This is a genomic window from Roseateles sp. L2-2, assembly GCF_050613215.1.
Classification (GTDB): domain Bacteria; phylum Pseudomonadota; class Gammaproteobacteria; order Burkholderiales; family Burkholderiaceae_C; genus Roseateles; species Roseateles noduli.
This window is the reverse complement of sequence record NZ_CP192509.1, coordinates 2,173,982-2,185,894: the sequence shown is the minus strand read 5'-3', so window position 1 is coordinate 2,185,894 and position 11,913 is coordinate 2,173,982. Positions and strand designations below refer to the sequence as shown.

At 69.3% G+C, this 11,913-nt stretch carries 11 protein-coding genes; 3 read left to right on the top strand and 8 right to left on the bottom strand.

All coding sequences use genetic code 11. From position 1 onward, the window contains the following. Nucleotides 1-10: 10 nt before the first annotated feature. From rseP to rpsB, 8 genes are all read right to left on the bottom strand, one after another. Nucleotides 11-1,381 carry an RIP metalloprotease RseP gene (gene rseP / locus ACQZ13_RS09900; RefSeq protein WP_088403601.1) on the bottom strand — a complete coding sequence of 457 codons (1,371 nt, stop codon included), beginning with the start codon at nucleotides 1,379-1,381 and terminating at the stop codon, nucleotides 11-13. A gap of 54 nt (nucleotides 1,382-1,435) precedes the next feature. Further along, nucleotides 1,436-2,644, bottom strand: coding sequence for a 1-deoxy-D-xylulose-5-phosphate reductoisomerase (gene ispC, locus ACQZ13_RS09895; protein WP_088403600.1), 1,209 nt, complete (start codon nucleotides 2,642-2,644; stop codon nucleotides 1,436-1,438). 68 nt (nucleotides 2,645-2,712) lie between these two features. After that, a complete protein-coding gene (locus tag ACQZ13_RS09890) occupies nucleotides 2,713-3,546 on the bottom strand; it encodes a phosphatidate cytidylyltransferase (protein WP_431051453.1) in 834 nt (277 codons plus the stop codon). 1 nt (nucleotide 3,547) lies between these two features. After that, the gene (gene uppS, locus ACQZ13_RS09885) at nucleotides 3,548-4,279 is read right to left on the bottom strand and encodes a polyprenyl diphosphate synthase (protein ID WP_431051451.1); all 732 of its coding nucleotides are present in this window, start codon (nucleotides 4,277-4,279) and stop codon (nucleotides 3,548-3,550) included. A gap of 13 nt (nucleotides 4,280-4,292) precedes the next feature. After that, nucleotides 4,293-4,853 carry a ribosome recycling factor gene (gene frr / locus ACQZ13_RS09880; protein ID WP_421037958.1) on the bottom strand — a complete coding sequence of 187 codons (561 nt, stop codon included), beginning with the start codon at nucleotides 4,851-4,853 and terminating at the stop codon, nucleotides 4,293-4,295. 65 nt (nucleotides 4,854-4,918) lie between these two features. Next, complete coding sequence (pyrH, locus tag ACQZ13_RS09875) at nucleotides 4,919-5,629, bottom strand: UMP kinase (protein WP_088403597.1); 711 nt, start codon at nucleotides 5,627-5,629, stop codon at nucleotides 4,919-4,921. Nucleotides 5,630-5,736: 107 nt separating this feature from the next. Beyond that, complete coding sequence (gene tsf / locus ACQZ13_RS09870) at nucleotides 5,737-6,633, bottom strand: translation elongation factor Ts (protein WP_431051449.1); 897 nt, start codon at nucleotides 6,631-6,633, stop codon at nucleotides 5,737-5,739. Between the two features lie 130 nt (nucleotides 6,634-6,763). After that, the gene (gene rpsB, locus ACQZ13_RS09865; protein ID WP_431051447.1) at nucleotides 6,764-7,510 is read right to left on the bottom strand and encodes a 30S ribosomal protein S2; all 747 of its coding nucleotides are present in this window, start codon (nucleotides 7,508-7,510) and stop codon (nucleotides 6,764-6,766) included. Between the two features lie 208 nt (nucleotides 7,511-7,718). Here rpsB and ACQZ13_RS09860 point away from each other — a divergent pair, with 208 nt between their 5' ends. From ACQZ13_RS09860 to ACQZ13_RS09850, 3 genes are read left to right on the top strand one after another with little or no spacing between them, the layout of a single operon-like run. After that, complete coding sequence (locus ACQZ13_RS09860; RefSeq protein WP_431051445.1) at nucleotides 7,719-9,080, top strand: amidase; 1,362 nt, start codon at nucleotides 7,719-7,721, stop codon at nucleotides 9,078-9,080. Nucleotide 9,081: 1 nt separating this feature from the next. Next, nucleotides 9,082-10,287, top strand: coding sequence for an FAD-dependent oxidoreductase (locus ACQZ13_RS09855; protein WP_431051443.1), 1,206 nt, complete (start codon nucleotides 9,082-9,084; stop codon nucleotides 10,285-10,287). A gap of 35 nt (nucleotides 10,288-10,322) precedes the next feature. Further along, nucleotides 10,323-11,897 carry an NAD(P)H-hydrate dehydratase gene (locus ACQZ13_RS09850; RefSeq protein WP_431051441.1) on the top strand — a complete coding sequence of 525 codons (1,575 nt, stop codon included), beginning with the start codon at nucleotides 10,323-10,325 and terminating at the stop codon, nucleotides 11,895-11,897. Nucleotides 11,898-11,913 lie beyond the last annotated feature (16 nt).

The window sequence follows — 11,913 nt, the reverse complement described above, 5'->3', positions numbered from 1 at the left end:
TGCGGAAGCTTCAGTGCAGACCCAGCGTGCGGGTCAGATCGTTGAAAAGGGCCAGGCTCATCATCAGCAGCACGACGGCAATGCCTGCGCGTTGCAGCTGCTTGTGCCACCACTCAGAGACAGGGCGGCCGCTCAAACCCTCGAAAAGATAATACATCAGGTGTCCGCCATCGAGCATCGGCAGCGGCAGCAGGTTCAGCACGCCCAGGCTCACGCTGACGGCGGCGAGGAAGCTCAGGAACGCGGTCAATCCGAGGCTGGCCGACTGGTCCGCCGCCTTGGCGATCGTGAGGGGTCCGCTGAGGTTCTTTACCGAGGCTTCACCGATCAACATGCGGCCCAGCGTCTTCACCGTCAGCGCGCTGAGCTCCCACGTGCGGGTCAGGCCTTGCCGCACCGATTCGACGGGACCGTAGTGCACCTTGACCGTCGTCGGACGCGACTCGAAACCCGCGCCGATGCGGGCGACACGCTGGTCGCCGTAGATCTCGATGCGCGGCGTGATCACGCGCTCCAGCTGCTCGCCGCCGCGTTGCACGACCACGCGCAGCGGCTCGGCCTGACCGTCGACGATGGCGCGACGCACACGCTGCAGGAACCAGGAGAAGTCCGGCACGACCTCGTCGTTGACGCGCAGCACGCGGTCGCCGGGCATCAGGCCCGCGGCCTGCGCCGGCTCGCCCGGGGTGATGGAGCCCAGCACCGGTTCGACGAACACACCGCCCAGGCCGATCCGCCCCAGCGTCTTCTCGTCGAAGTCGCGGCTCTCCAGCGTGTCCGTCTGCAGGCGCACCGTGCGGCGGCCGTGGCCGCCCGCGTCGCTGACGCCGATCAGCAGCGGCTGCTTGTCCGCCACGGCCTGCGCGAGCTGCCAGGCGAAGTCCGGCATCGAGCGGATGTCTTCCCACTCCTGGCCGTCGTGGGACCAGGCCTGCACCCAGTCGCCGGCACGCAGGCCGGCGCGTTCAGCCAGGCCGCCCGCCACCGGCGAGCCGAGCACCGCCTTGGGTTCGTCGCGGCCGATCCAGCCAACGACGGCGAACAGCACGACCGCCAGGATCAGGTTGGCCGCCGGGCCCGCGGCGACGATCGCGGCGCGCTGCCACAGGGTCTTGCGGTTGAAGGCCTGCGATTGCTGCTCAGGCGCCACCGGGCCGTCGCTCTCGTCGAGCATGCGGACGTAGCCGCCGAGCGGGATCGCGCTGAGCGTGAACTCGGTGCTGTCGGGCGACTTGCGCCGGCGCAGCAGCACGCGGCCGAAGCCGACCGAGAAGCGCAGCACCTTGACGCCGCAGGCGCGGGCCACGCGGTAGTGGCCCCACTCATGGATGACGATGAGGATGCCCAGCGTGACGAGGAAATAGAGGACTTGGGAAAGCATCGCGGGCGTCCTGGATCGAGTCTGGGGCTGGGGCGGCGGTCGTCGACCGGAGGATCAGACCGCCGCGGCGAGCGCCGCGATCTGCTGTCGCGCGTGGCGGCGGGCGCGTCCGTCGAGCGCCAGCAGGCCCTCGACGCTGTCGATCTCGCCCGCCTCGGGATTCACGGATTCAAGCACCGCGCGGTTGACACGGCAGATGTGATCGAAACGCAGTTGGCGATCGAGGAAGGCGGCGACCGCCTCCTCGTTCGCGGCGTTGAGCACCGCGGTGCTGCCTTCGGCCGCGCGCAGCGCCTGCCAGGACAGATGCAAGCCGGGGAAGCGGTGGGCGTCGGCCTCTTCGAAGCTCAGGCTCGGCGTCTTCAGCAGGTCCAGCACGCCGGCGCCGGAGGTGATGCGTTCGGGGAAGGCCAGCGCGTAGGCGATGGGCACGCGCATGTCGGGCGTGCCCAGTTGCGCCAGCACGGAGTGGTCGCGGCACACGACCATCGAGTGCACGATGCTCTGCGGGTGGATCAGCACCTTGACCTGCTCGGGCTTCAGGTCGAAGAGCCAGCGCGCCTCGATGACCTCGAGCGCCTTGTTCATCATGGTCGCGGAGTCGACCGAGATCTTGCGGCCCATGACCCAGTTCGGGTGGGCGCAGGCCTGCTCCGGCGTGACGTCGGCCAGCGAGGCCGGATCGCGCTGGCGGAACGGTCCGCCGGACGCCGTCAGCACGATGTGGTCGATGCGCTGCGACCAGGTCGAGCGGTCCTCGGGCAGGCACTGGAAGATCGCCGAGTGTTCGGAGTCCACCGGCAGCAGCGTCGCGCCGCCCTCGGCGACCGCGCGCATGAACAGCGCGCCGCCGAGCACGATGGCTTCCTTGTTCGCGAGCAGCAGGCGTTTGCCGGCGCGCGCGGCGGCCATCGCCGGCGGCAGGCCGGCGGCGCCGACGATCGCGGCCATCACCGCGTCGACCTCAGGATGCGCGGCGACCTCGCTCAGCGCGGCCATGCCGTCGAGCACCTCGGTGCGCGAGCCGGCTTCCCGCAGTTTCGCGCGCAGTTGCGCGGCCAGCGCCGCATCGGGCAGCACGGCGAATCGGGGCTGGAACTGCACGCACTGCGCGGCCAGTTCGTCGACACGGCTCATCGCCGACAGGGCGAAGACGCGGTAGCGGTCCGGATGGCGCGCGATCACGTCCAGCGTGCTGGTGCCGATGGATCCGGTGGAGCCCAGCACGCAGACCTGCTGCGGGCGGTGGAGGTGATCGGTCATCGCTGGAGGTCTCGCGGCGGTCCCGGGGATCGTGGGAAGGATCGGAGGGAGGGAATCAGAGGGAAAGGTCAGAGCGAGGTCAGCGCCAACGCCAGCGGCAGCACCGGCAGCAGCGCGTCGACGCGGTCGAGGACGCCGCCGTGACCGGGCAGCAGCTGGCTGCTGTCCTTGGCGCCGGCGGCGCGCTTGACCAGGGATTCGAAGAGATCGCCGACGACGCTCATCGCCGACAGGAAGACCAGCGCCAGCACCGACACGATGCCGATGCGCTTCACCAGCACGGTGTACATCGAGGGTGAATCGACGGGCACGCGCACGTCGATCACGTGGACCCAGACGAAGCCCAGCACGATCACGCCGACCAGGCCGCCGATCGCGCCTTCCCAGCTCTTGCCCGGGCTGATCGCCGGCGCCAGCTTGCGTTTGCCGAAGGCCTTGCCGGAGAAGTACGCGGCGATGTCGGCCATCCAGACCAGGCACATCGCCGACAGCAGGAAGTTGATGCCGCGCTGGCGCGCGACGATGAGCGCCAGCCAGGCGGCCCACAGCAGCACCGCGCCGAGCACCAGTCTCAGCACCGGCGACAGCTTGGGCCATCCGGCGACACCGGCCGCGAGCGCGCGCACGCCGCCGAGCACCCAGATGCCGCCGGCCAGCCACCAGCACCACGACGGCACGTTGAAGCCGACGGCGTAGAAGGTCGCCGCGCAGGTGGCCGCGAGCAGCGCGCCGAACGCGAGCGCCGGCGCACCGGGCTTGCCGTTCAGTCGCGACCACTCCCACCCGGCCGCCGCGATCATCACCAGCGTGAGCAGTCCGAACCAGATCGGGTCGGACGCGAACAGCGCCGGCAGCAGGATCGCCAACAGCACCAGGGCCGTGATCACGCGCTGAAGCAGCATCTCAAGCCTCCTGGGCGACGCCCGGAACGTTGACCCCGCCGAAGCGGCGGTCGCGCGCCCGGAACGCGGCGATGGCCTCGTCCAGTTGCGCCTCGCCGAACTCGGGCCACAGGCAGTCGGAGAACACGAACTCGGTGTACGCGGTCTGCCACAGCATGAAGTTGCTGATGCGCAGTTCGCCGCCGGTGCGGATGAAGAGGTCCGGATCCGGCGCATAGCTCATCGCCATGAACTCGGACAGCTTGGCCTCGGTCAGCTCGGCAGGCGGCACGCCCGCTTCCATCGCCTTGCGGCAGGCCTGGACGATGTCCCAGCGGCCGCCGTAGTTGAACGCGACGTTCAGCGTCAGCTTGGAATTGTGGGCGGTGGAGCCCTCGGCCTCGGCCCAGGCGGCGCGCAACTTGTCGGACACCGCTTCGCGATCGCCGACGATGCGGATGCGCACGCCCATCGCGCCCATGCGGGCCAGGTAGCGCGACACCGCCGCCAGCACCAGGCCCATCAGGCCGGACACCTCGTCGCTCGGACGCTTCCAGTTCTCGCTGGAGAAGGCGAAGACGGTGAGGTACTCGATCTCGCGATCGATGCAGGCCTGGACCACCCGCACCAGGGCGTCCACGCCCTGCTTGTGGCCGAAGAAACGCGGGAGGAAGCGCTTCTTCGCCCAACGACCGTTGCCATCCATGACGATGGCCACATGGCGGGGCACTCCCGCCTTGCTGTCGGCGCTCACGAGGACGCGACGATCAGACGGCCATGATCTCGGCTTCCTTGGCCGAGAGCAGCTTGTCGATGTCCGAAACCACGCGGTCCGTCAGCTTCTGGACTTCGTCCTGGCTGCGACGCTCGTCGTCCTCGGTGATGACCTTGTCCTTGGCCATCTTCTTCGCCTGTTCGTTGGCGTCGCGGCGCAGGTTGCGCACCGCCACCTTGGCGTCCTCGGCGGCGCCCTTGGAGACCTTGACCAGGTCGCGGCGGCGCTCTTCCGACAGCGGCGGCATCGGCACGCGGATCAGGTCACCCATGGACGACGGGTTCAGGCCCAGGTCCGATTCGCGGATGGCCTTCTCGATCTTCTGGCTCATGCCCTTTTCCCAGGGCTGCACGCTGACCGTGCGGGCGTCCAGCAGGGTCACGTTGGCGACCTGGGAGATGGGAACCATGGAGCCGTAGTAGTCCACGTGCACCTGGTCCAGCAGGCCCGGGTGGGCGCGGCCGGTGCGGATCTTCTGCAGCTCGTTCTTGAACGCCTCGACGGACTTGGCCATCTTGGCTTCGACGTTCTTCTTGATGTCGGCGATGCTCATGTTCTCTTCCTCGATCAGGGGGTGGCGGGGTCTCTAACGCGCCAGCCCGTTCAGACGTGCACCGGTCAGACGTGCACCAGCGTGCCCTCGTCCTCGCCCATCACGACGCGCTTGAGCGCGCCCGGCTTGAAGATCGAGAACACCTTGATGGGGAGCTTCTGGTCGCGGCACAGCGCGAACGCGGTCGCGTCCAGGACCTGCAGGTTCTTGCCGATGGCCTCGTCGAAGCTGATGCGCGAGTAGCGCGTGGCCGTCGGGTCCTTCTTGGGGTCGGCGGTGTAGACGCCGTCGACCTTGGTCGCCTTCAGCACGATCTCGGCGCCGATCTCGGCGCCGCGCAGCGCGGCGGCCGTGTCGGTCGTGAAGAAGGGGTTGCCCGTGCCGGCGGCGAAGACGACGACCTTGCCCTCTTCCAGGTACTGCAGCGCCTTGGGGCGCACATAGGGCTCGACGACCTGCTCGATCGCGATGGCGGACATGACGCGCGCGGTCATGCCTTCCTGGCGCATCGTGTCGGCCAGGGCCAGCGAGTTCATCACCGTGGCCAGCATGCCCATGTAGTCGGCCGTGGCGCGGTCCATGCCGACCGCGCCGCCCGCCACGCCGCGGAAGATGTTGCCGCCGCCGATGACGACCGCGACCTCGACGCCGAGCTTCGTCACTTCCTGGATCTCTTGGACCATGCGCACGATGGTGGCGCGGTTGATGCCGTAGGAGTCGTCGCCCATCAGGGCTTCACCGGAAAGCTTGAGCAGGATGCGTTTGTGGGCGGGCATTGTTACCTCGTCAATACAGCCGATGGAGGGAGTGTCGTGCGTGCGCCTGCATGCGCGAGCGCACAAGTGTAAAGGGCGCCAGAGGCGCCCTTTTTGAGTCGCGACGCTTATTGCTGCTTGCTCGCAGCCGCCACCTGGGCGGCCACTTCGGCGGCGAAGTCGTCGACCTTCTTCTCGATGCCCTCGCCCACCACGTACAGGGTGAACGACTTGACCGTGGTGGCCTTGTCCTTGAGCATCTGCGCGACGGTCTGCTTGCCGTCGGCGGCCTTCACGAAGACCTGGTCCTGCAGCGAGACTTCCTTCAGGAACTTCTGCACCGAGCCTTCGACCATCTTGGCGACGATCTCGGCCGGCTTACCGGACTCGGCGGCCTTCTCGGCGGCGATCTTGCGTTCCTTCTCGACCAGCTCGGCCGGGACTTCGGCGGACGACAGCGCGGCCGGCTTCATCGCGGCGACGTGCATGGCGACGTCCTTGGCGGCGACTTCGTCGCCGTCGAACTCGACCATCACGCCGATGCGGGTGCCGTGCAGGTACGAGGCCAGCTTGGTGCCTTCGTAGCGCTTGAAGCGGCGGATCGTCATGTTCTCGCCGATCTTGCCGATCAGGCCGGCGCGCACGTCCTCGACGGTCGGGCCGAAGCCTTCCTGCGACAGCGGCAGGGCGGACAGGGCGGCGACGTCGGCCGGGTTGTTGTCGGCGATCAGGCCGGCGACGGCGTTGACGAAGGCCAGGAAGGCGTCGTTCTTGGAGACGAAGTCGGTCTCGCAGTTCACTTCGACGATCGCGCCGACGGTGCCCTTCACGGCCGTGGCGACGACGCCTTCAGCGGTGATCCGCGAGGCGGCCTTGCCGGCCTTGTTGCCCAGCTTGACGCGCAGGATTTCCTCGGCGCGGCTCATGTCGCCTTCGGCCTCGGTCAGCGCCTTCTTGCACTCCATCATCGGGGCGTCGGTGCGGGCGCGCAGCTCGGCGACCATGCTTGCGGTAATTGCTGCCATTTCAATCTCCGTGTGTCGCGGCCCGGAACGCTCCGGCACCGCTGAAATTCTGAATCTGCTTGGACTTTACTTGGACGAAGGGGGCTGAATCAGCCCCCTTGTCAGAACCCGTCGCGGGTCAGGGCCTGGATCAGGCGCCTTCGTTCACTTCGACGAATTCGTCGCCTTCAGCGGCGACGGCCGTGACGACTTCGTTCGACGCGTTGGCGCGGCCTTCCAGCACGGCGTCGGCAACCGCCTTGGCGTACAGGGCGACAGCCTTGGCCGAGTCGTCGTTGCCGGGGATGACGTAGTCGATGCCGACCGGCGAGTGGTTGGTGTCCACGACGCCGATGACCGGGATGCCCAGCTTCTTGGCTTCCAGGATGGCGATCTTGTGGTAGCCGACGTCGATGACGAACAGGGCGTCCGGCAGCGCGGCCATGTCCTGGATGCCGCCGATGTTCTTCTCGAGCTTGTTGATGTCGCGGGCGAACATCAGGGCTTCCTTCTTGATCGCGGGCTGGGTGCCGGCGTCGATCTGGGCCTGCATGTCCTTGAGGCGCTTCAGCGAGGTCTTGACCGTCTTGAAGTTGGTCAGCGTGCCGCCCAGCCAACGCTGGTTGACGCTCGGGACGCCGGCGCGCTCAGCTTCGGCGGCGACGATGTCGCGAGCCTGGCGCTTGGTGCCGACCATCAGGATCGTGCCGCGCTTGGCAGCCAGCTGGCGCACGAACTTCAGGGCTTCCTCGAACGCGGGCAGCGTCTTCTCGAGGTTGATGATGTGGATCTTGTTGCGATGGCCGTAGATATACGGGGCCATCTTGGGATTCCAGAAGCGGGTTTGGTGACCGAAATGGACGCCGGCTTCCAGCATCTCACGCATCGTGACGGACATAAGTAACTCCGAAGGTTGGTTCTAGAATCCGGCACGAATTGCGACGTCTGAAAGACGTTGCAACACCTCGATTAGCCGGACTCGCGAATTTGCGATGGATGGACAGCTTGAACCGTTCAACCCATTCATCCACCGCGTTCTCCACCGGACTCCAGCCCCAACGGCTGGCTTATCCGGGAAAAACCCAACGAGTATAACCCGTTTTTGCATGTCGATCGACCTGACCGAGGCGCTCGCCTCTCTGCGCCTGGGCCGGCAATCGGCGCGCACCCTGCTGTCCGACAGCCTCGCTCGGGCCGACGACGCGGCGTGCGAGCACGTCTTCCTGCGCCGTTTCGATGAAGACGCCCGCGCGGCCGCCGAGGCCTCGGATGACGCGGCGGCACGCGGTGGACCCCGTCCATCGCTCGGCGGCCTGGCGGTATCCGTCAAGGACCTGTTCGACGTCGCCGGACACCCGACGACCGCCGCCTCCGCCGCAATGGACGACGCGCCGTCCGCCGAGCGCGACGCGCCCGCCGTCGCGCGGCTGCGCGCCGCTGGCGCCGCGCTGATCGGCCATACGAACCTCAGCGAATTCGCCTTCTCGGGCGTCGGCATCAATCCGCATCACGGCACGCCCCGGAATCCGGTGACACGCGCCATCGATGGCCTGGACCGCATTCCCGGCGGATCGACCTCCGGCGGCGCGGTCAGCGTCGCGACTGGCGCCGCCTGGGCGGCGCTCGGCTCGGACACCGGCGGCTCGTTGCGCATCCCCGCCGGGCTGCAGGGTCTGGTCGGCTTCAAGAGCACGGCGCGGCGGGTGCCGCTCGACGGCTGCGTGCCGCTGGCGCCCTCGCTGGACACGGCCGGCGCGATCACGCGCTCGGTGCGGGACGCGGCGCTGCTGCACGGGGTGCTGAGCGGCGCTCCGGTCGAGCTGGACGACCGCCCCTTGTCGGCGTGGCGCTTCGCGATCACGCCGACCTTCATGCAGGACGACCTCGATCCCGCCGTGGCCGCCGCGTTCGAACGCGCGCTCACGACGCTGCGCGCCGCCGGCGCCCGCATCGAGGAGCGCGCGCTGCCCGCCCTGCCCCGTGTGGCGGAACTGCAAACGCAGGGCGGCATCACCGCCGCTGAGGCCTGGGCATGGCACCATGCGCGCCTTGCCGAACGCGGCGACCGCTACGACCCGCGCGTCGCGATGCGCATCCGCCGCGGCGAAGCGATCCTTCCCGCTGCCTATGAAGCGCTGCTCGATGCCCGCCGCCGCTGGATCGCCGACATGACGGCGGCGATGTCCGGCATCGACGCCTTCCTCAGCCCCACCGTTCCCCTCCAAGCCCCGGAGATCGCTCCCTTGCTGTCCAGCGACGTCCTGTTTTTCGCCACCAACGCGCGCCTGCTGCGCAACACCGCCGTCGTGAACCTGCTCGACGGCTGCGCGATCTCGATCCCGTGCGAGCGCCCCGGCGAGCTGCCGGTCGGCCTGATGCTGTGGGCGCCTGCCATGCAGGATCGTGCGGTGCTGAGCGCCGCGTCGCGCGTCGAGACCGCACTGGCCGCCGCCGCGGAGATCCGCTGACATGCGGGTCGCCATCATCGGAGCCGGCCTGGCCGGCGTCACCAGCGCCTACGAACTCGCGCTGCAGGGCCACGAGGTCCATGTCTTCGAACGCGACACCAGCGTGGCCACGGGCGCAAGCTTCGCGCCGCCGGGGCTGATCGCGCCGGGCCTGATGGCCGCGCGGCCGGACATGCCGCTGACATGGCGCGGCAAGCCGGGGCAGCTCGGCTGGAAGTTCGCGCATTGGCGCGCCGGTCGCGCCCGCGGCGCGCAGGCGATGCCGGAAACGCTGCATGCGCTGGCGCAACGCGGCCAGGCCGTGATGGCGGTGTGGCGGCGCGAGCTGAAGATGGAGGTCGAGCGCGAAGCCGGCGTGCTGCTGCTGTGGCGGACCGCCAAGGACTACAAGGCGGCGGCGCCGCTGCTGGCCCGGCTGCAGGAGCGGCAGGTGCCGCATCGCGAGCTCGACGCCGACGGCTGCCGCGCGCAGGAACCCGGGATCAATGCGGAGACCGGACTGCACGGCGGCATCCTGCTGTCGCAGGACGAAGCAGCCAACGCGCGCCAGTTCAGCCAGGCGCTGAAGCTGGAGGCGCAGCGGCTCGGCGTGCAATGGAACTTCAACACCGACGTGCTGCGCATCGAGCCCGGCAGCCAGCCGGCCGTGCACGTGGCGGCCCGCGAGCCGCTGCGCGTCGACGCGGTGCTCGTCTGCGCCGGCAAGGGCGCCGCCTCGCTGCTCGCCGCGCAGGGGCTGAAGCTGCCGTGGGGCACCGTCCACACGCACACGCTGACGGCGCCGCTTCGAATGCTCGAAGCACATCCGGACCTGGGTCCTCGCGCCACCGTCATCGACATGAGCCTGGGCGTCAGCCTCACGAGACTCGGCCAGCGCGTGCGTGTCGGCGGCGCGAACGAACTGGGCGGCTCGTCGTCGCAGCCGGACGGCCAGTCGATGGGCACGCTGCATCAGGCGGCGCACGACTGGTTCCCGGGGGCCCTGCTCGCCGGCGGCCAGCAGCGCTGGAAGACCTCGCGCCTGCTGCTGCCCGATGAGCTGCCGCTGATCGGCGAATCCGGCCTGCCGGGCGTGTGGCTGAACATCGGTCATGGCGAACACGGCTGGACGATGGCCGGCGCCGCGGCGCAACTGCTCGCGGCGCGACTCGCGAAGAAGGATCCCGGCATCGACGCCGCGCTGCTGGAGCCGGGACGGCTCAGGTGACCTGAGCGAACCGGGACGGGGATAGAGTCGGCGACATGCTGCCGGTGCTCCCCACATCCCACGATCAATCCCTGCATGACGCGCCGTCGAGCCGGCGCATCGAGTCCGCGGCGCTGTCGCTGCATCCGCCGCACACACTCATCGAGCGCGCCGGACTGGCGGTGGCGCGACTCGCGGTCGCGCTCAAGCCTTTCGGCCAGAACGCCGTGGTGGTCGCCGGTCCCGGCAACAACGGCGGCGACGGCCTCATCGCCGCCCGCCACCTGGCGGCTCGCGGATGGTCCGTCCACGTGCTCCTTGTCGGCCCCGAGCCCAAGGCCGGCAGCGATGCCGCACATGCGCTCGGCGCCGCCCGACAAGCCGGCCTGCGCCTGCATGCCGATGCGCAGCAGGTACCCCGACGGACCGACCTCGTCATCGACGCCCTGCTCGGCCTCGGCGCCAGCCGGGCACCGGAAGGCGCATTCGCGTCAGCCATCCAGACCATCGACATGCTGCACGATGCCGGCGCCACCGTGCTGGCCGTCGACGTCCCCAGCGGCCTCGACGTGCGCACCGGTCAACCGCTGGGTGCCGACGTCGTCCGCGCCCATCACACGCTGACCTTCCTGACGCTGAAAACCGGGCTGTTCACCGGGGAAGGTCGGGCGCTGTCCGGTCGCGTCTGGTTCGAGGATCTCGGCGAATCGATCAACAGCACCAATGACGACAGAGACGTCCGGAACGTCATCGATGGCGGCCACGACGTCGGTGCCGACGGCAGCGCTGGATTGCTCTTCGGCGCCGGCCGCATCGCGCGCTGGCAAAGCGCATTCGCACGCTCGGCATCGAGCCACAAGGGCCGCAACGGCGACGTCGTCGTCCTCGGCGGCGCGCCGACGATGCGCGGCGCCGCGTGGCTGGCCGCCACGGCAGCACTGGCTGCCGGCGCGGGTCGCGTGTACGCGGCGCTGCCCGACGACGATGGGCAGCCATGGCCGGCCCGACCGGAGCTGATGCATTGGGATGCCGCGCGCTGGAGCGCTTCGAGCGATACCTGGCGGGACATCGTCGCGGTCTGCGGATGCGGCGGCGGCACGGCCATCGCGTCGGCGCTGTCCACGGTACTGCACGGCGCGACGCGCGTCGTGCTCGATGCCGACGCGCTGAACCTCGTCGCCGCCGACGAGTCGTTGCAGCAGGCACTGCGGCGTCGCGTCGCGCACGGCTGGCCGACGATCCTCACGCCTCACCCGCTGGAAGCGGCGCGGCTCCTCGGCCTGCCCTCCGCAGCGGCGGTGCAGGCCGATCGACTGGATGCGGCAACGCAACTCGCCATGCGCTTTGGAGCGACGGTCGTGCTCAAGGGGTCCGGCAGCATCGTGGTGACACCCAAGCGGCGCCTGTCGATCAACAGCACCGGCTCGTCGGCGCTCGCGACCGCGGGCACGGGCGATGTGTTAGCCGGCTGGATCGGCGGGCTCTGGGCGCAGTCGCCCGGCATCGCGCCGCATGACCTCGCCTGTTCGGCCGTGGCCTGGCACGGCACAGCCGCCGAAGGGCATGCCGGCCCGCTGCTCGCCGCCGATCTGATCGACGCGATGGCAGCGCTGCACGCCCCTTCGGCCTGAGCCACCCCTTCAGGCG

Excerpts from the sequence above, each read along its gene's own strand:
- rseP (WP_088403601.1), bottom strand. The coding sequence starts at position 1,381 with ATGCTTTCCCAAGTCCTCTATTTCCTCGTCACGCTGGGCATCCTCATC.
- ispC (WP_088403600.1), bottom strand. The coding sequence starts at position 2,644 with ATGACCGATCACCTCCACCGCCCGCAGCAGGTCTGCGTGCTGGGCTCC.
- ACQZ13_RS09890 (WP_431051453.1), bottom strand. The coding sequence starts at position 3,546 with ATGCTGCTTCAGCGCGTGATCACGGCCCTGGTGCTGTTGGCGATCCTG.
- frr (WP_421037958.1), bottom strand. The coding sequence starts at position 4,853 with ATGAGCATCGCCGACATCAAGAAGAACGTCGAAGCCAAGATGGCCAAG.
- pyrH (WP_088403597.1), bottom strand. The coding sequence starts at position 5,629 with ATGCCCGCCCACAAACGCATCCTGCTCAAGCTTTCCGGTGAAGCCCTG.
- tsf (WP_431051449.1), bottom strand. The coding sequence starts at position 6,633 with ATGGCAGCAATTACCGCAAGCATGGTCGCCGAGCTGCGCGCCCGCACC.
- rpsB (WP_431051447.1), bottom strand. The coding sequence starts at position 7,510 with ATGTCCGTCACGATGCGTGAGATGCTGGAAGCCGGCGTCCATTTCGGT.
- ACQZ13_RS09860 (WP_431051445.1), top strand. The coding sequence starts at position 7,719 with ATGTCGATCGACCTGACCGAGGCGCTCGCCTCTCTGCGCCTGGGCCGG.
- ACQZ13_RS09855 (WP_431051443.1), top strand. The coding sequence starts at position 9,082 with ATGCGGGTCGCCATCATCGGAGCCGGCCTGGCCGGCGTCACCAGCGCC.
- ACQZ13_RS09850 (WP_431051441.1), top strand. The coding sequence starts at position 10,323 with ATGCTGCCGGTGCTCCCCACATCCCACGATCAATCCCTGCATGACGCG.